Origin of the sequence: Methanoculleus sp. 10 (assembly GCF_913757945.1) — an archaeon.
GTDB lineage: Archaea > Halobacteriota > Methanomicrobia > Methanomicrobiales > Methanoculleaceae > Methanoculleus.
Genome location: NZ_CAJYDP010000013.1, coordinates 52,143 through 77,258 on the forward strand (window position 1 = coordinate 52,143; position 25,116 = coordinate 77,258).

The following is a 25,116-nucleotide window of genomic DNA, read 5'->3' on the forward strand; positions in this document are numbered from 1 at the left end:
CAGGGGAGATGATCCGGCAATGGCAGACGATCGTATTCACGCGCTCCCGGCGGTCCGGCGGCGGCTCGGGAACCCGGTTGCCCGTGTTCTCCTCCAGTTCGTCATCCGGGACGACGATTGTGGGAACCGGCTCGAGAACGCGATCCGCTACCACCCGGACCCGGCCGACGATCTCTGCTGGAAGTGCAGGCTTGCGGGCCGCATGGTGGGGCATACCCTCCGCCGGAGCAGCGACCTCTTCAGGGTGAGCGAGGACGATATCAGGAGGGGCCTTACGGAGACGGTCTTTCTGCGGGGGTTACAGAACGTGCTTGAGGGGATCGCCCGCTACGGCATCACCATGCCCCAGGTCGTGAACGCTCCCTTTATGGTGGTCTGGGACTTCACCCACCGCTGCAACCTCCGCTGCGCCCACTGCTACCCGGATGCGCAGAAGGTCCTCCCCCACGAACTCGATACCGACGAGGCAAAACGCCTCGTCGAGGAGCTTGCGGATGCCGGCGTGGTGGTCATCGCCTTCTCGGGAGGGGAGCCCCTGATGCGGAAAGAGGCGCTCAGCACCGCCCCGCAGGTCGCACCCGTGGCGCTTGCCGATGAGGGAGGGGTTCCCGTCGGGCACTTCTACGCCGGGGAGGCGATAGAGGGGAAGACCGGACTCCTTGCCGATGAAGTCGGCGGGTGCGGTGCGGGGGAGATCTACCTCTGCGGGGTTCGCGGGGCATGAGCGCGAGGGCTCCCTTCGCACGGGGGGAGGTGAGAGCGGCGCCCCTTCTTCACTTTCACCCCGCACGGCTATTATTTATGCAGGAGGAGGGTTAACACGATTCTATCGTATGCTGCGGAGGTACCGGTACCGGCTGTATCCGACCGAGGATCAGAAGACCCTGATCGCCCAGCACCTCGGGTGCTGCCGGTTTGTGTACAACTGGGCGCTTGCCCGCAAGAATCAGGCGTATCACGACGAGGGCATCAGCCTCTCCAGGTACGGCCTCATGAAGCAGCTCCCAGCGCTCAAAGCGGAGTTGCCGTGGCTCAAGGAGGTCAACGCCCAGTCGCTGCAGCAATCGATCCACCACCTTTTCCGCGCGTTCAAAAATTTCTTTGAGGGTCGTGCTGAAGCACCGACCTTCAAGGCGAAGCATGCCCCCGAGCAGGCGTTCACGGTGCCACAATCCTACACCGTGGGCTTCAAGCAAGGGACGGTGAAGCTCCCGAAGATCGGTGCGATCAAGGCCAAGTATCACCGCACCTTCGCGGGGGCGATGAAGTCCGCGACGGTGATCCGCAGATCGACCGGCCGGTATTTCCTCAGCGTCGTAGTCGAGGATGGCCAAAAGCCGCCGAAACCCGCCGATCCGGTCCCGGATCAGACGGTCGGGATCGACCTGGGGCTTGCGCACTACGCTGTTCTCTCGACCGGGGAGAAGGTGGAAAACCCACGACACCTCCGGAACGCCCAGCAGCGGCTAGCCGTGCTCCAGCGGCGGCTCGCCCGCAAGCAGAAGGGGTCGAAGAACCGGAACAAAGCCCGGCTCAAGGTCGCCCGGTGTCACCAGACGATTGCCGACCAACGGCAGGACTTCCAGCACCAGCTCTCTTCTCGACTGGTCCGCGAAAACCAAGCACTGGCTGTGGAGTCCCTGAACGTGGACGGCATGGTGAAGAACCACGCTCTTGCGAGATCGATCAGCGATGCCGGGTGGGGGACGTTCCTTGCGATGCTGGCGTACAAGTGCCAGGAGGCGGGCAAACCCCTGCTGAAGATTGGGGTCTTCGAACCGTCCTCGAAGACCTGCTCGGTCTGCGGCTACCGGAAGGCCGATCTGACGCTGAAGGACCGGGAATGGACGTGCCCGGACTGCGGGACGACCCACGACCGGGACCTGAACGCCGCGACCAATATCAAACAATTCGCACTTGCAGGCGCGGAACGTGCCGAAGAGCCTGTGGACCCGCTCCCGCTGGGGAGGGGGATGATAGCCGGGAAACCCCCTGCGCAAGCGGGGGGTAGTTCACTGCAGCATCGAGCCCGAAGGGGACGTCCAGCCCTGCGTCTTTCTGCCGATCACCGTCGGAAACGTCCGGGATACGCCGTTTCTTGAGATCTGGCACTCCTCGGAGGTGCTGCAGAGGCTGCGGGACCGGAGCCTGCTCTCGGGGGCATGCGCCGGTTGCGGTAACAAGTATATCTGCGGCGGGTGCAGGGCCCGCGGGTGGGCATACTTCGGGGATATCCATGCGCCGGACCCCGGGTGCATCAACAACCGCGACTACTGGGAGTCGCTCGTGGAGCATCAAAAAAAGTAGGGTTAGTGGTTGTTCTTTCTTCTCCAGAGGAGGAAGGCGAGCGGGGCGAGGAGGGGCGCGTAGACGAGCGGTGCCGCAGTCGTCGTTGCCGGCACGGTGGTCGCCTCCGTCGTCACCACGGTTGTCACATTTGCTGTGGCGTTCGTTTCGCCCCCGGTTGTGACATTTGTCTCCCCGGCTGTGGTCGCGTTCTCCGCTGCCGCGGCGATGGCAAACGTGGAGAACCCGGCGGTGGTCGCCCGGAAGCGGTACAACCCGTTCTCCTCACCGACGACCTCGGTCTCCAGCGACTGCCAGGCGCCGCCGACACAGCGCATCAGCCTGACGTCCTCTGGGGCCATGCCGTGTTCGTGGAGCCAGTCGGCGGGGATGGTGAAGACGATCGCCGCGTTCTCGACATCGTTCGGGTTTGCCCAGTAGAGGTTGATCTCGACGTACTCGTAGACGTCGCCGGTGGGAGGCGCCGTCGCAGCGGACGGTTTTGTCTCCTTCACGGTCACCATCAGTTTCGGGATGGTGTTTGCTGCCGTGACGGCAACGCTGCCGACCGATGAGGTGGTGATGCCCGAGTACGTGAACGTCTCGCCGCGCATCAGGTTCTCACACATCCCGGCATCGAAGGTGGGGCCGCTGTCGCCGCCGCTGTCGCTCCAGCCGGAACCTGTCGACCCGTCGTTGTTCCCGGGGTCGTCAGAGGCCGGTGCAGTGGTGACGGTGACCGCCGCGGTCCCCTCTACGTCGCCAGCCAGGGCTTTCACTTCTGCAGAACCTTCTGCAAACGCCGCAAAGAGCCCGGCTCTGTCGATGGTGCCGACGGCCGAATCAGAGCATAACCAGGCAACCCTGACCCAGTCCAGCTCGTTGTCGCACGAGTCATAGACCGTGGCGACGAATTCCTGTATCTCCCAGGGCGCAAGCGCGGTCGTCGCGGGGTCGACCTCGACGCGGGCCGGGGACGGGAGCGGTGGGCCGACGGTTACGCAGGCAGAGCCCGATATCCCGTCCACCGATGCGGTGACGATCACCTCACCGGCCTCGTTGGGGCCAAAGAGACCGCACGGGCCGATGTAACCGATTTGCGGGTCGCTGCTCTCCCAGACCACCACGGCGTCCGGCATGACGCAGCCGTACTGGTCGTACACGGTCTCGGTGAGCTGGAGGCTGTTCCCGATGGCGATGGTGAAGTCGGACGGGCTGAGCGCGATCCGCGCCGGGACCGGGCATGCCGACCGGACCGTCACGACCGCGGTCCCGGTCTCTTCGATCCCATCGACCTGGGTGGCCACGATCTCGTCGGACCCGCCGACCGTCGCGGTGACGGTTACGGTGCCTTCGCAGAGAGCGACAAAGAGCCCGTCTTCGTCGATCGTGCCGACGGTTTCGTCGTCGCACGACCAGACGACCGTTCTGGGCAGAGCGCTGCTGCCCTCCGGGTCAACGAGGGTCGCGGTGAAGAGCCGGGTCTCCCCCTCGTCCAGGGTGACCGCCGGCGGGGAGACGACGACTCCCGGGGCTGCACATATGACCGTCACGTCCGCCGTCCCGGTGACGCCGTCGGCCGTTGCGGTGATGGTCGTCGTGCCCGCGTCGAGGGCAATGAAGTGCCCGTCTGCGTCGATGGTGCCGACGGTCTCATCGCAGGTTGCCCAGGCGATATCGACCTCCGGCATGACGTTGCCGTACTGGTCAAAGGCGGTTGCGGCGAACGTCTCCTCATCGCCGGCATTCATGGTGATTGCCGGCGGCGAAACAGCGATCCGGGAGAGGACCGGCTCGTCACAGCATACGGTGATGGTCGCCGTTGCGGCGGCACAGTCGCCCGATGCGGTGATGGTCGTCGTGCCTGCACAGAGGGCGACAAAGAGGCCGCACTCGTCGACGGTGCCGACGGCCGGGTCGCTGCTCTCCCAGGTGAGCGCGGCGTCCGGCACGAAGTCGCCGTAGCAGTTGAACGCGACGGCCTCAAACTGCCACTCGTCCCCGGGGTTCAGGTTGACCGCGGACGTGACGAACACGATCTTTGCGAGCGCCGGTTCTGCGGCGGCGACGGTGACGGCCGCATCCGCGGCGACGCCGCCCACCGTTGCGGTGACGGTCACCGTGCCCGCGGCGAGAGCGGTGAAGATGCCGTCCGCACCGATGGTGCCGATGGTCTCGTCGCTGCTCGTCCAGGCGACATCACCCGCAGGCATGACGTTGCCGTGCTGGTCGCAGGCGGTCACGATGAACCGCTGGTCGTCGCCGACTGCGAGGGTGGCCCGGGGCGGCGTGACCTTCAGGCTCGTGAGCACCGGTTCGACCGGGTCTTCAGCGGTGGCGGTGACCGTGACGGTTGCCGTCGCGGAGATCCCGCCCGCCGTCGCGGTGATGGTCGCCGAACCCGCGGCCTTCGCGGTGAAGAGCCCGCCTGCATCGATGGTGCCGACCGCCCCGTCGCTGCACGTCCAGGTGGCCGGAACGCCGTTCATGGGGTTGTCGAACTGGTCGTAGCAGGCGGCGGCAAACGCCCTGGCCTCGCCGACCACGACGGTGGCCGTGGGCGGAGTAACCTCGATCCGTTTGAGGGCCGGCTCTTCAGTGGTGACCGTGACGGCCGCGGTCCCGGAGACCCCGTCCGCCGTTGCGGTGATGGTCGTCGTGCCCGCGGCGTGCGCGGTAAAGACACCGGTTGCGTCGATGGTCCCGACGGTCTCGTCGCTGCTTGCCCAGGCGACCCCAACGCCGGTCATGGGCTTGTCGTCCTGGTCGAGAACAGCGGCCTGGAACGCCCGGGACTCGCCGATCTCAAGGGTGACCCTGGCCGGCTTGACCTCGATGGTTGTTACGACCGGTTCGATCGGTTCGACCGATGCTTCAGGCTCGTAGACGAAGATGTAGAGGTTCGAGTTGGGGCTCCCGCCTCTCTGCCAGACGATGGTGTTGCCGCTGATGGCAGGGTAGAGGTGTTCATCATACCGGTCTACAGACAGGAACACGTATTTCTCCTTCTTGCTGGAGAGGTCGTAGAGGTAGATGCTCCGCGGCTCAGCCGGCGCACCCCGCTTATCCTCCCAGGCGACGATGCTCCCGCTGATCGCCGGCGAGACCTGGTCGTTAGAGGCGCTGGTGATCCTCACCTCCTCTCTGGACGGGTCCGCGAGGTCGGTCATGTAGATCTCGGCATCCCCGCCCCGGTAGTCCTCCCAGGTGATGAGGCTCCCGGAGAGCGAGGGCCAGCACTGGACCGCCGTGCTCGCGGAGACCGGGCCTATGGTTTTGCCGGCCGCGATGTCGTAATACCGGATCCTCGCATCCGTGTCCTCCACCCAGGCGATATACTTCTCCGAGAGCGCAGGCTTGAACTCAGTCGATGCGCCGGGGATGGTTGTCCTTGCATCGCAGTCGATGACGTCTATCACCTTCTTTTCGGTGATGTCGTAGAGGGCGATGTTTGTCCTGCCGTTGTTCTTGTGGTACCAGGCAACGTAGTTCCCGGAGATTGCGGGCAGCCAATGTTTGCCCGGACCGGTGGTAATCTGTATATCATTTTTGCTGGAGCGGTCATAGAGATAGATATCCCAGTTTCCGCTCCGGTTGTCCTGCCAGACGATGTGGTTTCCCGAGATGGACGGCTTCTCCTGCGAATTAGGGTCGGTTGTTATCCTCTCGCCGGTGTAGCCGAGTGAGCCCCGGAATCCGTCTATCGTCCCGGAGTAGATATCCATCTGGCCGTTTCGGTTGTCTTCCCAGACGATCACGTTGCCGTCGATGTCCGGGCGATTCTGTGCATAATCAAAGCCCCGGTATAGGTGCTCCCCCGGCGCCGCCTCTGCCGCCATAACCGGCGGTATCAGCATGCCGAGGATGACAACTGCGCACAATAGTGCCAGGTGTGTAATCTTTGCCATATTCTTCCCCCTTGTGTGTTCTCCGCCCTCCTTGCGAGACCGCGGTACATACCCTCCGGTATGCACAAAGAGCTCGCTAAAGCAGGTGCTCAGGTGAGCACCCGGCAGGCGGAGTGCGAAATCCGATTTAAAGCCCGGTCATAGGGTAGCCGGTGAATGGGTGAATAGCGGTATAAATATATATCCTTTACGGTGATTTATTCTCATAATTTTATAATAAAAACGGTAATTTTTGGTGTTCCCCCCGGGGCACGGGGGGTCCTTGACGGGCCGTCTTCGGGCCGCCCCCTCCCCGGATCGGGGGGGCCACCGGCCGCGGCCCTCCTCCGAACGACCGACGCGATCGCGGGGTTTTCGCCGGGACCTGCCGAAGGGCGGCCTGTCAGCGCATCGCGGCGAGGTCACGGCGGATCCGGCGGCGGGTGTTCCACTCCACAACTCTTCCCACAATATCGTAGAGCGGGTTGACCGCGGCGCCCGTGTAGTAGCGCACGCCGGGGTTGAGCCAGCCCAGCTCCTTCCAGTAGGCGTGGTCGGCCGGGGCAACGTCGGCGAGCTCGTCAAACGACGCCCGCTGGGCGTGGAAGACGACGACGCTCCGGAGCCCCGGCCGCCGTGCTCTCCCTTCCGCCAGGGCCCTGAAGAATGACCGGGCCGCACGGTCGAGTTTCCGTTCGTTCTCCCGTGCCAGCCCGGGCGTGGGGCCGGGCTGCGTGACGAGGCCGGCACGGGCGACGACGTCGAACCCCCATATGTCCGCGACGGTGTCGAGGTAGTCGAGGACATCCTTCTCGCCCACCACACCGGTGGTGACGAGGAGGAGGGCTTTTTTGTCGAAGAACCGGGGGCGAAGACGTAGGAGAACCGGTCGATGAACGTCTTCATCTGGCCGGTGACGGCGAGGCCATAGACCGGGGACGCAAAGATCACCCCGTCGGCATCGTGCAGCTTCCGCCCGACGGCGGGGGCGTCGTCCCGGATGGGGCAGCGCTCCTCGCCCCACTCAAGACATGCCATGCATCCCCGGCAGGGTGCAAGGGCGATGTCCCCGAGCATGAGGTACTCGAATTCGACGTCGCCGAGAGAGCGCATCACCTCCTCGATCCTCTGCGCCGCCCGAAAGGTGTTGCCCTTCCGGGGGCTTCCCATGACGACCAGGACTTTCATGGTCCCCCGTCGTCTCTCCTGTTCTTTATGGTTCCCCTTCGCCTCGCCCGGTGCGGGCCGATGCCCGATCCGCCTTTCAGGGGCGCCGTATCGGGGGTTCTGCGTCATGCTGTGCGGGATACGGCAGGGGTTGCCGGCTCCGCGGGGATCAGAACCCGGGGTGAGGCGGCGTGCGGGTTCCGGTCTTGTCCACCCGGATACGAGTTTGGGGTGTGCAAAGACAGGCCCCCGAAACTATTATCGCATAGCCGCCGCCCGTTGCAGGCGGTAGATGAGGACCGAGGACCTGCTTGCGATGACCGCCGACGACTGCCTTGCTCACCTCGGGTCGTCAGCCTCCGGCCTTTCGACCGCCGAGGCGGTCCTGAGGCAGAAAAGGTATGGGATGAACGAGATCGCAGAGGCGCGCCGGTATCGCGGCCTGGTCGCCTTCCTCGGCCACCTGAAGAATCCGCTCGTGATCATCCTCGTCATCGCCGCGGTCATATCCGCCTTCGTCGGCGAGATCGTTCAGGCGGTAATCATCCTCGTCATCGTCGCCCTCAGCGTTACCCTGGACTTCTTCCAGGAGTACCGGGCCGAAGCGGCGGTCGACCTCCTGAAGCAGAAGATCAGCAGGACGGCGACGGTGTTCCGGGACGGAGAACGCCGGGAGATCCGGATGGTCGAGCTGGTCCCCGGGGACGTCATCGACCTTACTGCCGGGGATATCGTGCCCGCAGACGCCCGCGTCCTTGCCGCCCGCGACTTCTTCGTCAACCAATCGGCCCTGACCGGCGAACCGTTCCCGGTCGAGAAGACTGCAGACCCCCTTCCTGCGGCAGATACTGACCGGACCGCGTGGAACAACTACCTCTTCCTCGGGACGTCGGTGGTGAGCGGCCACGCGACCGCCGTGGTCGCCATGACCGGGGAGAATACCGAATACGGGCATATCGCCCGGGCGCTTGCCGCACGTCCTCCCGAGACCGAGTTCGAGCGGGGGCTCCGGCATTTCGGCTACCTGATCATGCGTATCACGTTCCTCCTGGTGCTCGTCGTATTCCTGGTCAACGCCGTCTTCAAGCACAGCGTCCTTGACTCCCTCCTCTTTGCCGTGGCCCTCGCCGTCGGGCTGACGCCCGAACTCCTCCCCATGATCCTCTCCCTCAACCTCGCAAAAGGCGCGATTGCCATGTCGGAGAAGGGCGTTCTCGTGAAGCACCCCGAGGCGATCCAGAACTTCGGGAGCATGGACATCCTCTGCACCGACAAGACCGGGACGTTGACGGAGAACGCCATCTCCCTCGTGCTCCACATCGATCCGGAGGGGCGCGACGACGAGAGAGTGCTGCTCTTCTCCTACCTCAACAGCCTCAACCAGACGGGATTGAAGAGCCCGCTCGACGAGGCGATCCTCGCCTACCGCGATATCCCGGTCGAGGGCTACCGGAAGATCGATGAGATCCCCTTCGACTTTGTCAGGAAACGGGTCTCGGTCATCGTCGAGAAGGGCGGCGAGCGGTTCCTGGTCACAAAGGGTGCGCCGGAACAGGTCTTTGCCGCCTCTTCCTCAGTCAGGGATCAGGCGGGGATCCGGCCGTTCACCGACGCGGTGCGGGAGGCGGTGGTACGCCGCTACGAGGCGCTGAGCGCCGACGGGTTCCGGGTTCTTGCGGTCGCCTGCCGGCCGGCCGGAGATGGGAAGGCGGTCTATACGCCGGATGACGAGAAGGATATGGTCCTGCTCGGTTTTGTGGCCTTCATCGACCCGCCGAAGGAGAAGGCGCGGGAGTCGCTGCAGCAACTTGTCGGGCGTGGGATCGACCTGAAGATCGTCACCGGGGATAACGAGCAGGTCACCAGGAAGATCTGCCGGGACCTGGACTTCCCGGTGCGCCGGTCCCTGACCGGTGCCGAGATCACCCACATGACCGATGAGGCCCTTGCACGGGTGGTCGATGAGACCACGCTCTTTGCCCGGGTGACGCCCATCCAGAAAGACCAGATCATCAGGGCGCTGATGAGGAACAACCATATCGTCGGTTTCCTGGGGGACGGGATCAACGATGCTCCGGCCCTGCGGACCGCCGACGTCGGTATATCGGTCGATACCGCGGTGGATATTGCAAAAGAGTCTGCCGATATCGTCCTCCTCGAAAAAGACCTCCAGGTCCTCAGCGACGGCGTCATGGAGGGGCGCAGGACGTTTGGGAACACGATGAAGTACCTCATGATGGGGACGAGTTCGAACTTCGGCAATATGTTCAGCGTTGCGGGAGCGTCGCTGTTCCTTCCTTTCCTGCCGATGCTCCCGATCCAGATCCTCCTCAACAACCTCCTCTACGACCTCTCCGAGTCGACGATCCCGACCGACCGGGTCGACGACGAATACATATCCCGCCCGAGGCGCTGGGATATCCATTTCATCAGGAACTTCATCGTCGTCTTCGGTCCCATCAGTTCGCTCTTCGACTTTCTCACGTTCGGCATCCTCCTGCTGGTCTTCCACGCGACGGCTCCTCTCTTCCAAACGGCGTGGTTCATCGAGTCGATCGTCACCCAGACCCTGATCATCTTCATCATCAGGACGCGGATAACCCCGTTCTACCGGAGCAGGCCGAGCTGGCAGCTGGCCTTCAGCACTGCGGCGGTCGTGGCCGCCGCCCTCGTTGTGCCCTACATCCCCCTGGGGGCCGCCTTCGGCTTTGTCCCGCTGCCGCCGCACTACTACCTGGTCCTCGCCGGGCTGGTGGCGGGTTACCTGGCGGTGGTGGAGGTGGTGAAGGCCCGGTTCTTTGCCGGGCGGTTGTGAAGGGTCTTCTCTGCCTGCGAGGAGGTGGCTCGATCTGCCGGCGGCGGAGGTGCAGCAGGGTTGCCCCGATCAGGAGGCTCCCCGGCCTCATCAGAGCGGGTCGAATTCAAGAGAGCGCCCTCGAGGAGACTCCGCCGCGAGATTACTGCGTTTACCGACGCGGAAGGGGGTCGTCTCATCATCGGGGTCGACGGCAGCGGTAACACCGTTGGGACCGACGTGAAAGCGGCACATAAGATGGTTACGAGCGCCCTTTCACCGTTCGTCCCGCCAGGGCGGTCGGGCTCTCCAGGCCGGCGGTTGTCAGGCGGCCCAAAACCCTTGAGGGGCCCGGGCTGGCCCGGAAGGAGGGGGGGCGCTCACGTCCGCTACGCGGCGGTCCGGTGATATCTGTGGGTGCGGTTCCCGGGGCGGGAGAACATGCCCGCCCTTTCAATCCGGGGATCAGGCGTCCGGTCGGAGATCCCGAGGGGCGTGTGCCCGGCACCGTGCAAAGGCTCATATGGGATCAGGTAAGACATGTCTTACGGAGATTCTTATGGATATTGGTATCACCAGAATGAGCTCAAAGGGGCAGATTGTCATTCCGGCATCCATGAGGAGGGGGCTCGCCGAGGGTACACAACTGCTCATCATCAGGGAGGGGGGCCGCTTTATCATAAAACCGCTTGATGAACTGGAACCGGAGCTGAAAGAGGATATCCTCTTTGCGGAGAGGACGGAACGGGCACTTCAGGAGTTTAAAAAGGGGAGATTCACCAGAAAGGACCGTGCTGATTTTATCAGTGATCTTGAATCATGGTGACCGTTGCCTACGGCGCATCCTTTGAGAAAACGATCAGGAAGATCCGTGACGGCAGGGTGAAGAACCGGGTGAAACAGCAGATCATCAGGATTGTCAACGATCCAACGATTGGAAAACCGATGAGATATGGTAGAAAACAGACGAGGGAGGTATATATCCCTCCATTCCGGTTATCTTACTGTTATGATGAGCAGAGGGATCTTTTGATTTTTCTGGACCTGTATCATAAAGATAGGCAGTAACGGGTAGGCGGGTTCTCCAGGCCGGCGGTTGTCAGGCGGCTCAAAACCCTTGAGAGGCCCGAATTGGCCCGGAAGGAGGGGGCGGGGGCTCACGCCCGCTACGCGGCGATCCGGTGATCTCTCCGGGGCCGCCCGCCCCGGGGGATAAAGGGGAAGGGTTATCCCGCCCTGAAAGAGCTGTTATCTGTGGCGCTTGAGAGAGGGGACCTGGTCTTCTTCTACGACGTTCCGGAGCTCACGACGGACCCTGACAGGCGTCCAGCGGCGGGTCGTCATCGGCCTCCGGATGCCGCCGCAGAGGTGGGTTGCGATGGCCCACTGGATGATGGACCACGCCGACCGCTACGAAGGCCGGCCGGGGGATGAGCCCTGAGTATTTTCTCCCGGGCGCTTGCTTATTCCGATGGAGGTGCCTCGATTGTCTGGGTCCCGGCACGGGTTCGAGGGCATGAGCATCAGGGGTATCTCACAGGTTATCATAGGCATTCTTTCGATGATCGAGATCGACCGCCATAATAACGAGTTGCCGGTGCTCAAACGCCAGGATCACCCGGTACACCCCTACGCGCAGGGAGAATAGCGGTGAGTTCGTCAGGCGCTTCACCTGCAGGTGAGGAGATTCTTCTTCAGTCAGCAGTTCAAGCGCTCTGATTATCCTGGCGGCAGCCTCCTTTGGGAGGTGCTTTAATTTGCGCTGGACTCTTTTCGAGTAGATGAGCGAGTATCTCACTCGATCCCCAGCTCCCGCTTCAACTCCTCGTGCGTCACAAACTCGCCCCGCCTGATCTCATCGAGCGACGCCTGGATGTCGGCGATCGTCTCAGGGCTCAGGGGTTCGGGGTCCTCGCTCTGGTCCAGCAGCCGGCGAACTATGGTCCGGTACGGCTCTCTGGGGTAGCGGCGCAGGCGGTTCAGCCGGTCCCGGTCGGATCTGGTGATCTCGATCGTGGTTGTCTCCTCAGGCATAATGTGTTATGGGTCGTTATAAGGTATAAAAGCGTGGTTATGGGTGGGGTCACGCTCCTCCAGGTCCCGCTTCAGTTCCCCGTGCGTCAAAAACTCGCCCTGCCGGATCTCATCGAGCGATGCCTGGATGCTGGCGAGTGTCTCGGGACTCAGGGGTTCGGGGTCCTCGATCTGTTCCAGGAGCCGGCGTACAATAATCAGGTAGGGTTCATCCGGGTAGCGGCGGAGTTCGTCCAGCCGGTCCCGGTCGGATTTGAGGATCTCGATCGTGGTCGTCTCGTCGGGCATGCCGGGGGATATACCATCGCCGGGATAAGAATCTAATGCTGTGGTGCGGGGGATCCAGGGACGGCGCTGAGCTTCCTGCAGTCCGCACCGCTCCGGCATACCCCCGGGCGCCGTATGCGGTTCTCTGGCGAGAGAGGGGTGGCGGTCAGTAGACCGTGAAGATAAATGCCGCCGCGATTGCGGCTATGACAAAGAACACACCGACGCCGAAGAACCAGAGGACCACGAAGAGGACCATGTGGAGGGCGTTTGTTTCCTTGTAAGGGATCTCTCCTGCGTTCATCCGTTTGGCCGTCGCATACGCGTCGTAAATCCCGTAGATGAACACGGCGAGGCCGGGGATGATGAGAGCAAAGAGGCCCAGGTAGGTCCCGAGAAAGATCAGGATGCCCCGGCCGGGGTTCCCGTTGTACACCTGTCCCAGGCCGGAAAATACGAAGGAGCAGAGCGCTGCAAGGCCGGGGCTCTTCTCGGAGTTTGTTTTGAGCCGGACCCCGCACCCCGGGCAGATCTCGGCGTTCGGGCTGATGAGCTGGTTTCCGCATTCCGGACAGAAGTTTGGCAATTCCACCACCTGATGAGAGACGGGAGAGGGTTTCGCTGCGGCAACGATATTTTTTCTGGTTTTGTCGTGCAACGGGGCAGAAAACATCCATCGGAGACCAAAACGTAGAAGTAGAGGATCTTCTCCCTCCCCGGGGCGGGCTGCGGCCCGGCGGCGGGGGTTTCCGGCCGTCGGGTGCGGCCCTGACCCCGCCGGAAGCGCTCCGGCCGGCCGGCGGGTTCTGGAAAGGTTTTTATATGCAAACCGGGGATCATCCCCTCTATGGTGTGCGGAGAGCGGGACGGCGGGGTCTCGGAGGTGGTGGGCACGGTCCTCATGGTGGCGGTCGTGGTCGCCTTTGCGGGGATTGCGGGGGTGATGGTCTTTGGGATAGGGCTCCCCGAGGAGCCAAAGACCCTTGTGGTGACGGCGACGCGGTCGGGGGACGTGATCACGTTCACGAACCACGGCGGGATGAATATGGATAAGGTGGCGGAGGTTCACTGCTGGATCGGCGGGGTGGACCAGGGGAACGATAATTTCCCGCTGGGTATTCAGGCCGGGGCGACCGAGACCTGTGAGGCCCCGGGGCCGATCCGGGTTGTCGTCGTCGGGAAGTTTGTTGACGGTGAGTCGTGGATAGTGCTGGATAAGACGCTCTAATGCGTCGAGCGGTCTATCTGCGGGCAGGGCCTTTTTTTCGTGTGCGAGGCAACGGTTGTGGGGACGGAGACGGGGGCTCTCGCGTTGGCGCGAAGGGGACAGAAGGGGGAGCACGGTGGTGCCCCAGAGTGGGACTGAATTGAGCGAATCAGGTTGAGCGATAACCTGTTCCCATAGCAAAAACTCGTGCAGTGAGAGTGTTTTCATCACCGGACATCTTACCCGGGGCAGGACGCCTGACGACCGTATGGAGCGTGTCCGTGATGCGGCAGGCTTTCACCGCAACCTGTAGACGTGCTGACGATGATCGATTGCTATCAGGTACACCGTTCTTTCTCTTTCGTCGGGAAGGAATATCAGTCGATAACGCTTTGCAATCCGGGTTATAGTCTATGCCAATACCCTTTAGAACCTTGAGCCCCCTATATGTCTATGACCGGGCGTGAACAAATCGCGATCGTTAAACCCGTTCCCATGTCCGTCTTGAAGAAACGGATCAAGCACCCCAAAGGTCTGCCCGAAGTAGTCCCACGCCTCCTGTTTATTCGGTTACGCTATAACGAAGTGAGTGTTGTCAAAGCTGCGGAAGCTGTTGGGGTTTCTCCCCAAACGGGCTACAACTGGCAGGAACGTTGGAACGCAGAAGGGTTAGCTGGGTTGGTTCCGAAGTATGCCGGCGGTCGTCCTTCCCGCCTCACCACCGACCAAAAAACCGCATTGCTGGAGAAACTTCGGGAAAACGAGCACTGGACGACCACCGAAGTTCAGCACCTGATCCAGTCAGACTTTGACGTGAAATACAGTCTCAATCAGGTTCGGCGAATCCTGCGATCGTTTGGTATGCACTTTGGAAAACCCTATCCACGCGATTATCGCCGGCCTGCGGATGCAGAGCGACAGTTAAAAAAAAACCTTCCCCGGATGAGCAAACACACCGTGCTCGCATTCTTTGATGAGTGCTCTCCCCAAACCACGGCCAATACTCAGCGTATGTGGTCGTTTAGGCGCACCCCATTGGTGAAGAACACCGAGAAGATCCGGGCCAACACCTTTGGCATTTTTGCCGTCAATGGTAACTCCATTGTCACCTTCCGGGAACGCTCCAAACAAGAGGATATCCGGGAGGTGCTCAAGGAATTCAGGCGGGCAAATCCAAACAAACGCCTGGTTATCGTGCTGGACAATTTCAGTTCGCACCACGCGATGCTCGTCAGGGAATACGCTGCTGAAAACGGTATCCGCTTCGCATATCTGCCCCCATACTCTCCCGATCTCAACCCCATTGAGCAGGTATGGCGAACGATCAAACGAGAGGTGGCAGCGACATTCATCGCCGGCCGTGAGCACCTGATGGCCACGATCACAGAGGCGTTTAAGAAATTAGTGGCGAAGAGGAGTTATTGGGAGAAATGGGTGGTGAAATTCTTGAGTCCAAAGTATGCTTCTAAATTGTTACGGGAGTGACTATACTTTCTTCCCGTGTAATGCACTGAAAGCCAACCGCCCGTATTGAGGGGGTCCTGTTTCAGGGTTGAAGTTTTTTTCCGAGTTCGATTATTACTTCTTTGTTGCCTTTGACCTTTGAGAGGCTCTCGACAAATGTATCGGTCCTCCGGATCGTCCATTCCATCAGGACAACTCGCCGAGCAGGTCGTCTATTGAAGAGATCTCCCGATATCGTCCGGCTGCGATGTCTTCTTCGCTCATCCGTATCTGCGCCATAGTTTCGGGATTGCTGAGAATCTCAACGGTATCAAGAAGGGCGTCAAGATCTTCCCGCCGGACCATAGTCTCCTGTATCTTTTTGATTTCAAGGTAGAGGTCATCGATGGTGACACCCGGAGTCATGAGTAGTAGTAACCATCTGTTCAAAATAAAGTATTCTGGAGATGGTGAGCGCCCTTCTCATTTCGCGGGAAGGAACGGTTGCAGGGATGGCGACGTGGTCTTGCGCGGAGCAACCTGGGGATTTGGGGATACCACCAGAGCAGACACGGGCAGGCGAAGAAGTGACCCGGGAGCGGGGCCGTTACGGGGGGGCGCGGCACTGTCGCAGGTGCGGGCCGGGCCGCCGACCTCCGGTGCGGTTTTCTGCGTCCCATTGCCGGTACGGGTTCGCGACCGTATCCCGGGAATGCGCCGGAGAGGTGCATCCTCCGTGATGGCGGTGTCGATGCCGGACTTGATCACTGTTTGCGGCAAGGAGGGCGTCCCGGAAATAAACGTGATGGCGGTCCCGGATCTCATGGAGAGGCTGCACCTTCCCGGGTCGCTTCGCCTTCGAAGGGCAGTCGTAACAGAGGCACCTGTTCCCGCCGTCATCGAGTCATACCTCTGCCCCGCGTGCCCACTGCCGATAGACCTCAAGGTCGAGCCAGAAGAGGTGCTCCTGCCGCCGTACAGTATACCCGCATGTGTCCTCGGTGAACAGCGCGTCAACATAACTGACCGCCGGACACTTCTCCAGCAGCCCCGAGTGGGTCGTCCCCCGGCTCACATAGCCGTGGAGGATCCGGTAGGTCTGCTGGTACGACAGCCCGAGCGCCGCCGCCTCGTTCTTCGTCAGGCCGCTCTCCCCATCAGAGCGGGAAGACCGTGTACTGGATGTACCGGATATACTCCATCACCGGTATCCAGAAGTGGTAGCCCTCCCAGCAGCTCGTGGTGAACCGGAGATCGATGACCGCAAGCCAGGCGAGCGAGAAGAGCATCAGCACCGGGACGACATAGGTGAGGGCGAAGAAGACAAGGAGCCGGGCATCCCGGGCGCTGATCCTGGCCGGCCTCCAGGTCGAAGAGGGTCTGGTCCAGCAACGCCCGGTACACCGGATCGGGGTTGCTGCGGACCTCGTAATCGATCCGGTCGGGAGCGTGAGGGTTGTCGCCCCCGCTCCAGGCGATGATTGCGGTTCCTTCTCGCGCCAGGGTTGTCGTCCAGCGTGCCATAGATGATCGTGGTGCCGGCGTCAGGCAACCATCACTCTTTGCTCTCTATCCCGGCCAGCGTCCGGTACCCCTGGAGAGGATGGGTGGGGATGTTCTTGTACTTCGCCTCGATCCTGCCATCCTCCAGCATGGGATTGATGTAGTGGTTCCGGAGTGAGTCCTTGCTCCGGTTTAACAGATTGGCTAAATCATCAAGGGTCAGGTATCTTCCTTCGCAGAGGCGAAGAATTGTTGTCTCAACTACCTTCTTCGACGCTTTCCGCACAGATCCAACCGGCCTCGCAATCTCGCGCAGCGTATCCAGATGTTCGGAGCCTGCGCTCAAATGTTCGAAGCTTTCCATCAAATGTTCGGAGCTCCCTGGCAAATGTTCGGAGCTCGACTTTGAACAGATCTCGCTAGCTCCGAACATTTCGCCTTCCATCGGGTGATGGCCGGGACGGTAGTAGAATGTGCTTCTACCCGACCCCTCACTCATCAGAAGCTCCTTTTCAACCAGACCACGAAGAGCCACGGTAATGTCATGCGGGTGCTCTTTTGTCACCTCTTTGAGTCTGCCGTGGTTCACGCATCCTTCACAGTGGGCGGTCACCAGAGCAAGCTGCTCGATCTCGCCGAGAACGTTGAAAGAAGCCCCGAGCTCGGTCTTAAGCTCTTCGATTGCCTTCTTTGGCACAAGACTGATCATTTTGAGAATGAAGATCGTCTGATTGCTCGCGTACCGCTCCTCGAGCACCGGTTCACGCCAGTGCTGGAGCTTCCAGTTCCGGTAGATCTTCGGAAATCCGGACCCTGCCTGCTCGCCAAGGCCTATTAACTGAAACATCTTCTGGAGGTTTCGGTTCCGACAATCACTTACGCCGCCTTTGATCGCTTCAGCCTTCGGCAGCCTCATCAGACCCGGGTTCCGAAACCCGAAGAGATCAGGGCGTTTGACCACGAGAATTGAGCAGTTTCCTGAATAATCCGCATGAATAAGGGTGTTTACGAGCGCCTCACGTAGCGCCTCGTGAACCGGGGTCTCCTCAACCCTTTCATCCCCCTTTAGCTGGAAAGGCACCTTCAGGTCGGTGGTGAGCCGCTTCATGATAATGCGGTAGAAGTCATAGAGATTCCCGGACCACGACCCGTCAATGGTAACCCGGTCGATCCAACGGTTATCCGGCGTTTCCCGCTCCTGGTAGTCCACGATGTAGGTAGGGATACCATCAAGGATCGACCGGAACCTCCCGAACATCAAGAGCCCCGCGAGCGTGAGCCCCTCCTTCCCGGTCTGCCGGTCCCGTGCCCACCCGCCAATCTGCCGGAGAAATTCGCGATCGTCGCACTCGTTGAAGGGATGATCGGGTTTGCGGTTGGAAAACTGCCGGCGGTAAATCCGGAACGATTCCGCATCAAGATCGTCAAACCCGTAATGCTCCAGGATAACAGCGTCACGGGTGTCGTTCGCCTGCTCGCCGAGCATCTGCTTCACCAGATCGGGCGGGCACCGGTAATCACCCTCGTTATTGCGCCGGTAGGTTCCTGTCAGAGGGTTCTGCCCGATGTACACCGGCCGCTGCTTTCGTGAAGCCTGGGGAACCCGGACGAGGATCCCGTTCTTTCCGTCGATCGATGTGAGCTTAATGTCACGATTCTGGAGAAGGTTGATACTCACTTTATTCGAGTTGTTGAGAGAATTCCAGATGTCTTGCACGACCTTCTGGTGATCGGGTAGATCGTGGAAGATGACTCCGTTATCGGCCTCTTCCGCACCGAGGATGATAAATCCACCCTCTGTATTTGCCATTGCAGAGTACGTTTCCCAGAACGAGTTGGGGACCTCGCCCATCTTGTTCTTCCCCAGCGCGGTCTTCAACTCAACGTCAAAGCCCTCCTGCAAAGCCTCCAGATCGAAAAAGTCCTCGCCCATTCTGTACACATCCCCCACTGAATCCCTGCTATATATCATTGCCCGACGAGGACCGCAACAATGCCACACCAGAACGGATGTGATATAATCTACCGGCCAGGGCGATGCTTGCGATGCTAGATAACCTACAGGTTGATTGCATATACGTTCCGCTGGAGTGGCGAAGAGGACAATGCATGAATCCTGCCTCGGAAGCCACCTGAATGAAGCTGTAATCTACAAGAGGCAAAAAACTTACGGATTCATCGCACCCCCTCCCCCTATTCCCTTCCCGCATCGGCCGGGCGTAACACCCCTCGCAGACCTTCGCCAGTGCCTCCTGCGAGCGGTAGACTGCTTCCCGCGTATCGCACCGGCCGGGCTCGGCCTTCACCCGGGCAAACGTCCCCGGGTCAAGCACCCCGGAGAGCGGCCGGACACTGTTTGCAGCACTCTTTGCGGCCGTGCTGCAAAGGGGTGCGCAACTAGGAGCGCAAACACTGCGACATAGAGCGCCGCGGCCCCGGCGAGGAGGACGGAGGTGAGGGTTGTGATGAGCGTGACCTGTCCGGCAGGGTCTCTGCCGGCGACGACCTGGAGGATGATGTAGATGAGCGGGAGGTCGATGACCGCGAGCCAGAAGAGCGTCCGGAGCGCCTCTCCCACCCCGTCGGCGTCGAGACCGGCGTGTTTCAGGGGACGAACGCGGGCTGAACGTGAAGGGGGTGCGAAGGCAAAAACTACGGGACCCTGGCAGAACGTTGGGGCAGGAAGTTATTCCGCCTGCAGGATCCCGATGATCCCATCGATAACCGACGTGATGGTCTGGTCGTTGAGATGGCCGGCGCGATAAAGAATCAGGTCGACACTGGCCGAAAAGAGCCGGTTTGGCCGGATGTTGCTCGGTTTGCGGAGTGTTCCCTCTGTAAACTCCATGTCGGTGATGCCGACGGCGTAGCGATCCCGGATCTGCTGGCTCGTGATCTGGCAGAGGATGACATCGTCCCCACCAGGTGCCGCGACAACAAGAGCCGGGCGCCGCTTCACCGTCGACAGGTCCGAGAAGGGAAACGGTACAACGACAACATCGCCCTTTACAAATCGCTCCATGCCTCTTCCTCCTCGGGCCGGAGCCAGTCTTTCTGGAGCGCGGGCTCGCTCGCGAGGGCGGTGTCCGGGGCAGCCTTCCGGCGCCGGGACTTGAGGTACCGGATGAAATCAAGCACCTCACCGTATGTCCGGGGCGGGAGGTCGTTCAATTCACTGATGATCTCCTCTTTTACTCGGGTCATGGCAACCTCACCTCTGCGATATATGATCCTCTGGTGCTTTTATCTACATATCTCTGTCTGAAGAGGGGTTGTTTACCGGGCCATAGATTCGCCCCGGCACTGAGAGAAAATTGAGCGGGACTGCCATCCCCTCTCCACGCCAGGGCGGGGACGGCGTCCGCCGAAGGCGCTTGCACTGCGGTCCGGATGGTGTCGTCCTCGCTGGACGAGATCCGGATACTTCGGGTTTGAAATGGAACCCTGTCTCTTCAGGTAGTTATGGCAGACGGCGTTTTCCGTGCGTTTTATCGGCATCCTGTGCCTTCTGTCGCCGGTTGGCCGAATAGGGACTCCTTCTGCCTTCAGAGCGGGAAGACCGTGTACTGGATGTACCAGATATACTCCACCACGGGTATCCAGAAGTGGTAGCCCTCCCAGCAGCTCGTGGCGAACCGGAAGTCGACGACCGCGAGCCGGAAGAGTGTCCTCAAGGCCTCCCCCACCCCGTCGCCGTCGAGACCGGCGCGTTTGAGGGCATAGGCCCCGATGACGAGCATCGGGAGATAGGCCGGGGAGAGGTAGCGCATGTCGGGGACGATGCCGGGGATTGCCGACATCCCCGGGAGGGAACGGGCGTAGGCGAGCACCACGAGGGCGGCGGGGTGTAGTACCCGGCCACGGTGCTCCAGAGGCTCTCCGACCCGGAGGAGAGTGCTTTCCCCCCGTCTGCGGCGTAGCCCGCAACCCGGGCGCAGGAGGTCGTGGGGGCGGGTTGTAGAGGAAGGGAGGCCCCTGTTGGCATCGATATGATGACCATCCTGGGGCGCCGCACGGCCGATTACATGCCCATTACATACCTTGAAAGACGATATTTGAGGGGATATGGCGATACAGTGGCCAATCAGGGGTTTTACGGAGAGGGGAGATCCTGCCCTGTGAACCGTGATGTACATACCGGCGGCGTGTATGGATTACATACCCATTACATATCAAAAGTCAACTAAAATTGGCGTATTCAACGAAATTCTCACAAAATGGACTTTTTAAGATCAAAGCCAGAACAATCCGCACATGTGGATTACATACCTCATGCCCAGTACGGGACATATCTCCCGGATCTGTTTGATCGGGTTTCCGGGTCCTGCAGTCGAATCAGACCTGCCGCCATTGTATCACTGATAATGCGGGATGCAATAGGGTAGTTCTGATCGTCGATGCCCAGCCGCCCTCTCAGCGTGGCATTCGTCATGAACTCCCTGCAGACATATCTGAGACATGCATGCTGGTAACAGGCCCTCACTCTGTCCTCCCGTCCCGTCTCGCTATAACTCTGATGCGCAAAGAGCGTGACTCGCATGGGATCCTCGTCTTCCTGGAAATCCGATGCGGACAACTGGTACATTTCGATACACCCGATGGCCCGATCAACCCCGTTTCCTCGCTCTTCGCAGATGTTCATCCTGCGCATCATCGAAGCAAGAGTTTCATTTCGCGACCGGGGAGGATGGTCGATGAACCGTTCGGGATCGATCAGAGGTACTCTCACCAGACAGCCCGAACCACCACCCCAAAAACTTGTATAATCCGCGCGACCAATAGTGTGAACATGAAGTATACGGTAGTGCTCGAACCGCAGGAGGAGGGTGGATTCACCGTCCAATGTATCGAGATCCCGGGAGCGATCAGCCAGGGTGAGACACGGGAAGAAGCACTTGCCAATATCAAGGAAGCAATAGAGCTTGTTCTCGACGTGCAGCGGGATGAACTGCACCGGAAGATATCAACCATCCGCCGCGAGATAGCAAAAGTTGACGTAGCTGATGTCATATAAGCTGCCGGTCGTTTCCGGGGAAGAGATGGTAAAGTACCTTGCCCGGTACGGTTTTATCCAAAAAACCCTGTTTTCTCATAAAATCGCTCGACTCCTTTCACGATGACATGGTTCTTTACGATCTCCTGGATCAAGAGGTTCTCCGGATCCCAGAGCCCGATCTTCACGCTGAGCTTTGAATGGCACCGCTCCAGCTCCCGTTTCATCTCCCTATCCTCCGTCTCGATATAGAGATCGATATCGCTCTTTTTATCTGCGGTCCCCTTCGCATAGCTGCCGAAGAGTACGGCGAGCGGGACATCCTCTCGCTCCTGAACCGTCCTGATGACGGATCGCAGATGCGGGGCCTCCTGTATCAGGTTTCCGAGCGCGTACCATTCCGCCACATAGACGTGCACCTGCGCTTCAAGGGTTTTCTTCAGGAAATAGGTCTTATTCTTCCCCTCCATCCTGAAGTCGACGATATTTCCATCTAATAGGCCCCTAAGTTTCCGGAGCACGGTGGTATGCGAGAGGCCCAGGTCCTGTGCAAGTTTGCGGGGATGAGAGTCGCCCCTGAGCAGGAGAGCAACGATCTGAATGGACACATTTTGTTCCACATGGTTCATATTTGAACCAATGGGTGAAAAAGGTTCTGGAGCAACGCTATGCCGGCCTCCCGGGCATCCTCTATCCCCGGGGTATCCGATATCCGGTGTTGAGGGGATACTCTGGTCCGTTGAGGACTGCAACGCCATGAGTTCGTCGCATTCCCCCCTCGCGTTTCCCTCCCGGACCAGCCGGGCTCGGCCTTCACCCGCTCGAACTCGTGGCGATCGGGCATGTTGGCCGGGGGGTGATTCCGGAGTGTTTTCTCCCGGGTTCCCGTCATTCCGATTCTTAACCCGGAGAAACTCCTGGTGGTCGGGGGTTCCCGATAGAGGTCTTTGCATCATGGCCCCTCGTCTCACATCACTTTTCAGCGCCTTACAGCCGGCGATGTCATCCAAAGGGCGATTATATGACGTTTGATTGAATTTTCCGCCCCGTAATGCTGGTATCCGGGGATCGGTTCCGGCATTCTGGGTTTCACACACACGCACACATGCACACATACCCCGGAACCGGTACCGGTGACTGTGTGTATGTTATGCTGTACTTCAGTACTGAGAGGGAGACGCCTCTCTCTATCTGTACAAACATCGACCAATTCAACATCGTTTTGGGCCGATTAATTGTTGCACTCAGTGCTGAAATCCTGCTGTAAACCTGCTGTAATGCTGCAACATGCCATGCTCCCGCTCCGGTCCCGCCCGGCCGCGACCCGCAGTATCAGGTAGAGCGGGATGACGCCGGCGCATCGCTCCCCGGCAACCGCTCTTATCACCCTGGGGGGAGAAGGGTTGCCGGCAGCCCCGTGTGAATCGATGCTGGCGCATGTTTCATCCCGTGGGCTGCCGCCTGTTCTGTCTCTGCGTTGCATCCTGTTCCCTCGCTCTGGAACGTTATCAATCTGACTTTACCGCCGGCGGGCCGGGCCCGTGTGCAAGGGGGGTCCGGCGCGGAGACCCGCCCGCTCATCAGAGCGGGAAGATCGTGTACTGGATGTACCAGATGTACTCCACCACCGGTATCCAGAAGTGGTAGCCCTCCCAGCAACTGGTGGCGAACCGGAAGTCGACGACCGCGAGCCAGGCGAGCGAGAAGAGCATCAGCACCGGCACTGCGTAGGCGAGGAGGCGGGGGGAGGCGCGGCGGGCGAGGACGGCGGCATAGAGCGCCGCTGCCCCGGCGAGGAAGATGGAGGTGAGGTACATGAGGAATGTGACCTGTCCGGCGGGGTTGTTGCCGGCGACGACCTGGAGGATGATGTAGATGAGCGGGAGGTCGATGACCGCGAGCCAGAAGAGCGTCCGGAGCGCCTCCCCGACCCCGTCAGCGTCGAGACCGGCGTGCTTGAGGGCGTAGACCCCGATGACGAGCAGGGGGAGATAGGCCGGGGAGAGGTAACGCATATCGGGGACGATGCCGGGGCTTGCCGACATCCCCGGGAGGGAGCGGGCGTAGGCGAGCACCACGAGGGCGGCGGCGAGGGCGAAGAAGGCGAGGAGCCGGGCGTCCCGGGCGCTGATCCCGGTCGGTCTCCGGCGGAGGAGGGCGTAGCCGGCCGCCCCGGCGAGGAGGAGGGCGAAGAACGAGAGCGGCGAGACCTGGAAGAACGCGGCGGCTCCGGCCCGGGCGGGCGCGAAGAACGCACCGTAGAGGCCGGTGAGGAGGTCGCCGGGCGGCGGGGTGTAGTGCCCGGCCACGGTGCTCAAGAGGCTCTCCGACCCGGAGGGGAGCGCTTTCCCCCCGGCCGCGGCGTAGCCCGCAACCCAGGGGAGGACGAAGGGGTGGCCGGAGAGCCCCCAGTTGTTCACGAGGAGCGGGAGGGCGCCGAGCGGGACCCCGGCGGCGGCGAGGATGGCCTTCCCGGTCTCCCGACGGCCCTTCCCCGCCGCGACGGCGATCCCGAAGAGGAAGAACCCGGCGGCGAGCGCCGGGCCGAGTTCAGGACGGGCAAACGCCGTCCACCCGACGGCGACGAACGACGCAAAGAGGTAGAGCGGGTTCTCCCGCGAGAGGTAGAGGGTGAAGCAGTAGAGCGCGACGGCGAAGAGGAGGGCGACGAGGGCGTGGTCCTTTGCGTTCCCGGACCAGAAGAGGTACGAGGAGCAACAGACCGTCGCGGCGAGCCCGAAGAACCCCCAGCGGTCGGACCCGAGGACCTCACGGAAGATGAGGAAGGCGACGACGGCGAGGAAGGCGAAGGCGATGCTGTTTGTGAAGACAATCGCCGCGACCTCGGGGTAGACCCCCACGTCATAGGGATGCACCCCCCGCACGAACCAGAACGGCCGGTAGAGCGCCGCGTTGAGGACGAAGAGAATGCCCCATGATATGATTCCGGCCCACGTCCAGGGGACCCCCCGGAAGCGTGCGTATCGAGGATACCAGAACTCGATCATGAGGAGCAGGGCAAGGAGGAGGGCGGACCAGAGGACGACCACGGCGAAGCGGAAGTCATCGCCGAAGAGCGAGAAGAGGTAATAGGCGGGAAGCGAGGCGACCGGGAGGGCGAGGGTGTAGCAGAGGGTGTCGTGGTGGGAGGCGGCGTAGTCGGAGGCGCCGTAGGGGGTGTAGCCGAAGAGGAGGTCGTCGCCGGTGACGAGGTGGTTCAACTGGTCGGCGGAGATCCATTCGTCGGTGAGGTGGATAGAAGAGTATCCCACAGTTATGGCAAGGACCGAGCACAAGAAGAAAACTAACAGAACTGGCTTTGATATATCCATAAAAAGGAGGTTAGAGGTAGGTGTCAGTTAGTATCTGTGTGGTACCATCGTTGAAGACTCCTACGACTATGACGTGCTTGGATTCACCGGGTGTCAGCACCTTCCCAGATGTCCACACAGAACCAACAGTGAAGGCTCCTGCTTTTGACAAAGATGCAGTACCTGAAGCAATGCTGCGGCTAGTGCCATCTTTTGTGTAGTAA

Annotated in this window: 29 protein-coding genes and 1 pseudogene; 11 read left to right on the forward strand and 19 right to left on the reverse strand. The window is 60.9% G+C overall.

Features of this window, described 5'->3' with window-relative positions; all coding sequences use genetic code 11:
* Nucleotides 1-19 precede the first annotated feature (19 nt).
* From QZ408_RS14235 to QZ408_RS14245, 3 genes are all read left to right on the forward strand, one after another.
* Complete coding sequence (locus tag QZ408_RS14235) at nt 20-724, forward strand: radical SAM protein (RefSeq protein ID WP_292492573.1); 705 nt, start codon at nt 20-22, stop codon at nt 722-724.
* Nucleotides 725-833: 109 nt separating this feature from the next.
* Nucleotides 834-2,102 carry an IS200/IS605 family element RNA-guided endonuclease TnpB gene (tnpB, locus tag QZ408_RS14240; RefSeq protein ID WP_292492576.1) on the forward strand — a complete coding sequence of 423 codons (1,269 nt, stop codon included), beginning with the start codon at nt 834-836 and terminating at the stop codon, nt 2,100-2,102.
* Nucleotides 2,065-2,307: an SPASM domain-containing protein gene (locus QZ408_RS14245; RefSeq protein WP_292492642.1), complete on the forward strand. Its 243-nt coding sequence runs from the start codon at nt 2,065-2,067 to the stop codon at nt 2,305-2,307. The genes tnpB and QZ408_RS14245 overlap by 38 nt, the downstream gene beginning before the upstream one ends.
* A gap of 2 nt (nt 2,308-2,309) precedes the next feature.
* Here the strand turns inward: QZ408_RS14245 and QZ408_RS14250 are convergent, their stop codons facing one another.
* From QZ408_RS14250 to QZ408_RS14260, 3 genes and pseudogenes are all read right to left on the reverse strand, one after another.
* A complete protein-coding gene (locus tag QZ408_RS14250) occupies nt 2,310-6,194 on the reverse strand; it encodes an Ig-like domain-containing protein (RefSeq protein WP_292492579.1) in 3,885 nt (1,294 codons plus the stop codon).
* 382 nt (nt 6,195-6,576) lie between these two features.
* Nucleotides 6,577-6,993: a hypothetical protein gene (locus QZ408_RS14255; RefSeq protein ID WP_292492644.1), complete on the reverse strand. Its 417-nt coding sequence runs from the start codon at nt 6,991-6,993 to the stop codon at nt 6,577-6,579.
* Nucleotides 6,994-7,109: 116 nt separating this feature from the next.
* A pseudogene (locus QZ408_RS14260) lies at nt 7,110-7,469 on the reverse strand (flavodoxin family protein); the annotation flags it as partial.
* Nucleotides 7,470-7,632: 163 nt separating this feature from the next.
* Between QZ408_RS14260 and mgtA the strand changes: the two are divergent.
* The 5 genes from mgtA (at nt 7,633) to QZ408_RS14280 (ending at nt 11,575) form a co-directional block, all read left to right on the forward strand.
* Complete coding sequence (gene mgtA / locus QZ408_RS14265) at nt 7,633-10,155, forward strand: magnesium-translocating P-type ATPase (RefSeq protein ID WP_292492582.1); 2,523 nt, start codon at nt 7,633-7,635, stop codon at nt 10,153-10,155.
* 24 nt (nt 10,156-10,179) lie between these two features.
* Nucleotides 10,180-10,542, forward strand: a complete 363-nt coding sequence (locus QZ408_RS14965) for an ATP-binding protein (RefSeq protein WP_365996248.1) — start codon at nt 10,180-10,182, stop codon at nt 10,540-10,542.
* A 151-nt stretch (nt 10,543-10,693) separates the two neighbouring features.
* Nucleotides 10,694-10,960, forward strand: a complete 267-nt coding sequence (locus QZ408_RS14270) for an AbrB/MazE/SpoVT family DNA-binding domain-containing protein (RefSeq protein WP_292492585.1) — start codon at nt 10,694-10,696, stop codon at nt 10,958-10,960.
* Nucleotides 10,954-11,202, forward strand: coding sequence for a hypothetical protein (locus QZ408_RS14275; protein WP_292492588.1), 249 nt, complete (start codon nt 10,954-10,956; stop codon nt 11,200-11,202). Before QZ408_RS14270 ends, QZ408_RS14275 begins: the two co-directional genes overlap by 7 nt.
* A 193-nt stretch (nt 11,203-11,395) precedes the next feature.
* Nucleotides 11,396-11,575 (forward strand): hypothetical protein, encoded by a 180-nt coding sequence (locus QZ408_RS14280; RefSeq protein WP_292492591.1) that lies wholly within the window; start codon nt 11,396-11,398, stop codon nt 11,573-11,575.
* A 93-nt stretch (nt 11,576-11,668) separates the two neighbouring features.
* On the opposite strand, the gene QZ408_RS14285 is transcribed toward QZ408_RS14280, so the two are convergent.
* From QZ408_RS14285 to QZ408_RS14300, 4 genes are all read right to left on the reverse strand, one after another.
* Entirely contained in the window at nt 11,669-11,932 is a 264-nt protein-coding gene (locus QZ408_RS14285; RefSeq protein WP_292492594.1) for a type II toxin-antitoxin system RelE/ParE family toxin, read from the reverse strand.
* Nucleotides 11,929-12,168: a hypothetical protein gene (locus QZ408_RS14290; protein WP_292395727.1), complete on the reverse strand. Its 240-nt coding sequence runs from the start codon at nt 12,166-12,168 to the stop codon at nt 11,929-11,931. Before QZ408_RS14290 ends, QZ408_RS14285 begins: the two co-directional genes overlap by 4 nt.
* A gap of 6 nt (nt 12,169-12,174) precedes the next feature.
* The gene (locus tag QZ408_RS14295) at nt 12,175-12,456 is read right to left on the reverse strand and encodes a hypothetical protein (protein ID WP_292492597.1); all 282 of its coding nucleotides are present in this window, start codon (nt 12,454-12,456) and stop codon (nt 12,175-12,177) included.
* Between the two features lie 145 nt (nt 12,457-12,601).
* Complete coding sequence (locus QZ408_RS14300; protein WP_292492599.1) at nt 12,602-13,021, reverse strand: hypothetical protein; 420 nt, start codon at nt 13,019-13,021, stop codon at nt 12,602-12,604.
* A gap of 261 nt (nt 13,022-13,282) precedes the next feature.
* Between QZ408_RS14300 and QZ408_RS14305 the strand changes: the two genes are divergently transcribed.
* Together QZ408_RS14305 and QZ408_RS14310 are read left to right on the forward strand one after the other, a co-directional pair.
* On the forward strand, nt 13,283-13,663 hold the full coding sequence (locus tag QZ408_RS14305; protein WP_292492602.1) for a type IV pilin N-terminal domain-containing protein: 381 nt from the start codon (nt 13,283-13,285) through the stop codon (nt 13,661-13,663).
* Nucleotides 13,664-14,095: 432 nt separating this feature from the next.
* On the forward strand, nt 14,096-15,127 hold the full coding sequence (locus QZ408_RS14310; protein ID WP_292492605.1) for an IS630 family transposase: 1,032 nt from the start codon (nt 14,096-14,098) through the stop codon (nt 15,125-15,127).
* Between the two features lie 165 nt (nt 15,128-15,292).
* Here QZ408_RS14310 and QZ408_RS14315 read toward each other — a convergent pair whose 3' ends face one another.
* The 9 genes from QZ408_RS14315 to QZ408_RS14355 all read right to left on the reverse strand — a co-directional run bounded on the left by QZ408_RS14315 (nt 15,293) and on the right by QZ408_RS14355 (nt 21,317).
* On the reverse strand, nt 15,293-15,511 hold the full coding sequence (locus tag QZ408_RS14315) for a hypothetical protein (protein ID WP_292492607.1): 219 nt from the start codon (nt 15,509-15,511) through the stop codon (nt 15,293-15,295).
* A 478-nt stretch (nt 15,512-15,989) separates the two neighbouring features.
* Nucleotides 15,990-16,160, reverse strand: a complete 171-nt coding sequence (locus QZ408_RS14320; protein ID WP_292492610.1) for a hypothetical protein — start codon at nt 16,158-16,160, stop codon at nt 15,990-15,992.
* Nucleotides 16,161-16,242: 82 nt separating this feature from the next.
* Nucleotides 16,243-16,374 carry a hypothetical protein gene (locus tag QZ408_RS14325; protein ID WP_292492613.1) on the reverse strand — a complete coding sequence of 44 codons (132 nt, stop codon included), beginning with the start codon at nt 16,372-16,374 and terminating at the stop codon, nt 16,243-16,245.
* A gap of 266 nt (nt 16,375-16,640) precedes the next feature.
* Nucleotides 16,641-18,521, reverse strand: coding sequence for an RNA-binding domain-containing protein (locus QZ408_RS14330; protein WP_292492615.1), 1,881 nt, complete (start codon nt 18,519-18,521; stop codon nt 16,641-16,643).
* Nucleotides 18,522-18,890: 369 nt separating this feature from the next.
* Nucleotides 18,891-19,166 (reverse strand): hypothetical protein, encoded by a 276-nt coding sequence (locus QZ408_RS14335; RefSeq protein ID WP_292492617.1) that lies wholly within the window; start codon nt 19,164-19,166, stop codon nt 18,891-18,893.
* 108 nt (nt 19,167-19,274) lie between these two features.
* Nucleotides 19,275-19,610, reverse strand: a complete 336-nt coding sequence (locus tag QZ408_RS14340) for a type II toxin-antitoxin system PemK/MazF family toxin (protein ID WP_292492620.1) — start codon at nt 19,608-19,610, stop codon at nt 19,275-19,277.
* Nucleotides 19,595-19,792, reverse strand: coding sequence for a hypothetical protein (locus QZ408_RS14345; protein ID WP_292492622.1), 198 nt, complete (start codon nt 19,790-19,792; stop codon nt 19,595-19,597). The genes QZ408_RS14340 and QZ408_RS14345 overlap by 16 nt, the downstream gene beginning before the upstream one ends.
* A 341-nt stretch (nt 19,793-20,133) precedes the next feature.
* Nucleotides 20,134-20,388 carry a hypothetical protein gene (locus QZ408_RS14350; RefSeq protein ID WP_292492625.1) on the reverse strand — a complete coding sequence of 85 codons (255 nt, stop codon included), beginning with the start codon at nt 20,386-20,388 and terminating at the stop codon, nt 20,134-20,136.
* A gap of 470 nt (nt 20,389-20,858) precedes the next feature.
* A complete protein-coding gene (locus QZ408_RS14355; RefSeq protein WP_292492627.1) occupies nt 20,859-21,317 on the reverse strand; it encodes an ATP-binding protein in 459 nt (152 codons plus the stop codon).
* 60 nt (nt 21,318-21,377) lie between these two features.
* Between QZ408_RS14355 and QZ408_RS14360 the strand changes: the two genes are divergently transcribed.
* Nucleotides 21,378-21,602, forward strand: coding sequence for a type II toxin-antitoxin system HicB family antitoxin (locus tag QZ408_RS14360; protein ID WP_292492631.1), 225 nt, complete (start codon nt 21,378-21,380; stop codon nt 21,600-21,602).
* A 53-nt stretch (nt 21,603-21,655) separates the two neighbouring features.
* Here QZ408_RS14360 and QZ408_RS14365 read toward each other — a convergent pair whose 3' ends face one another.
* From QZ408_RS14365 to QZ408_RS14375, 3 genes are all read right to left on the reverse strand, one after another.
* Complete coding sequence (locus QZ408_RS14365) at nt 21,656-22,591, reverse strand: nucleotidyltransferase domain-containing protein (RefSeq protein ID WP_292492633.1); 936 nt, start codon at nt 22,589-22,591, stop codon at nt 21,656-21,658.
* A 570-nt stretch (nt 22,592-23,161) separates the two neighbouring features.
* On the reverse strand, nt 23,162-24,853 hold the full coding sequence (locus QZ408_RS14370; RefSeq protein ID WP_292492634.1) for a hypothetical protein: 1,692 nt from the start codon (nt 24,851-24,853) through the stop codon (nt 23,162-23,164).
* Between the two features lie 70 nt (nt 24,854-24,923).
* Nucleotides 24,924-25,116: hypothetical protein (locus tag QZ408_RS14375; RefSeq protein ID WP_292492637.1), on the reverse strand; the 193-nt coding region annotated here is incomplete at its 5' end.

Excerpts from the sequence above, each read along its gene's own strand:
- QZ408_RS14235 (WP_292492573.1), top strand. The coding sequence starts at position 20 with ATGGCAGACGATCGTATTCACGCGCTCCCGGCGGTCCGGCGGCGGCTC.
- tnpB (WP_292492576.1), top strand. The coding sequence starts at position 834 with ATGCTGCGGAGGTACCGGTACCGGCTGTATCCGACCGAGGATCAGAAG.
- QZ408_RS14250 (WP_292492579.1), bottom strand. The coding sequence starts at position 6,194 with ATGGCAAAGATTACACACCTGGCACTATTGTGCGCAGTTGTCATCCTC.
- mgtA (WP_292492582.1), top strand. The coding sequence starts at position 7,633 with ATGAGGACCGAGGACCTGCTTGCGATGACCGCCGACGACTGCCTTGCT.
- QZ408_RS14270 (WP_292492585.1), top strand. The coding sequence starts at position 10,694 with ATGGATATTGGTATCACCAGAATGAGCTCAAAGGGGCAGATTGTCATT.
- QZ408_RS14275 (WP_292492588.1), top strand. The coding sequence starts at position 10,954 with ATGGTGACCGTTGCCTACGGCGCATCCTTTGAGAAAACGATCAGGAAG.
- QZ408_RS14290 (WP_292395727.1), bottom strand. The coding sequence starts at position 12,168 with ATGCCTGAGGAGACAACCACGATCGAGATCACCAGATCCGACCGGGAC.
- QZ408_RS14295 (WP_292492597.1), bottom strand. The coding sequence starts at position 12,456 with ATGCCCGACGAGACGACCACGATCGAGATCCTCAAATCCGACCGGGAC.
- QZ408_RS14305 (WP_292492602.1), top strand. The coding sequence starts at position 13,283 with ATGGTGTGCGGAGAGCGGGACGGCGGGGTCTCGGAGGTGGTGGGCACG.
- QZ408_RS14310 (WP_292492605.1), top strand. The coding sequence starts at position 14,096 with ATGACCGGGCGTGAACAAATCGCGATCGTTAAACCCGTTCCCATGTCC.
- QZ408_RS14315 (WP_292492607.1), bottom strand. The coding sequence starts at position 15,511 with ATGACTCCGGGTGTCACCATCGATGACCTCTACCTTGAAATCAAAAAG.
- QZ408_RS14325 (WP_292492613.1), bottom strand. The coding sequence starts at position 16,374 with ATGCTCTTCTCGCTCGCCTGGCTTGCGGTCATCGATCTCCGGTTCACC.
- QZ408_RS14330 (WP_292492615.1), bottom strand. The coding sequence starts at position 18,521 with ATGGGCGAGGACTTTTTCGATCTGGAGGCTTTGCAGGAGGGCTTTGAC.
- QZ408_RS14340 (WP_292492620.1), bottom strand. The coding sequence starts at position 19,610 with ATGGAGCGATTTGTAAAGGGCGATGTTGTCGTTGTACCGTTTCCCTTC.
- QZ408_RS14345 (WP_292492622.1), bottom strand. The coding sequence starts at position 19,792 with ATGACCCGAGTAAAAGAGGAGATCATCAGTGAATTGAACGACCTCCCG.
- QZ408_RS14350 (WP_292492625.1), bottom strand. The coding sequence starts at position 20,388 with ATGTCGGCAATCCCCGGCATCGTCCCCGACATGCGCTACCTCTCCCCG.
- QZ408_RS14360 (WP_292492631.1), top strand. The coding sequence starts at position 21,378 with ATGAAGTATACGGTAGTGCTCGAACCGCAGGAGGAGGGTGGATTCACC.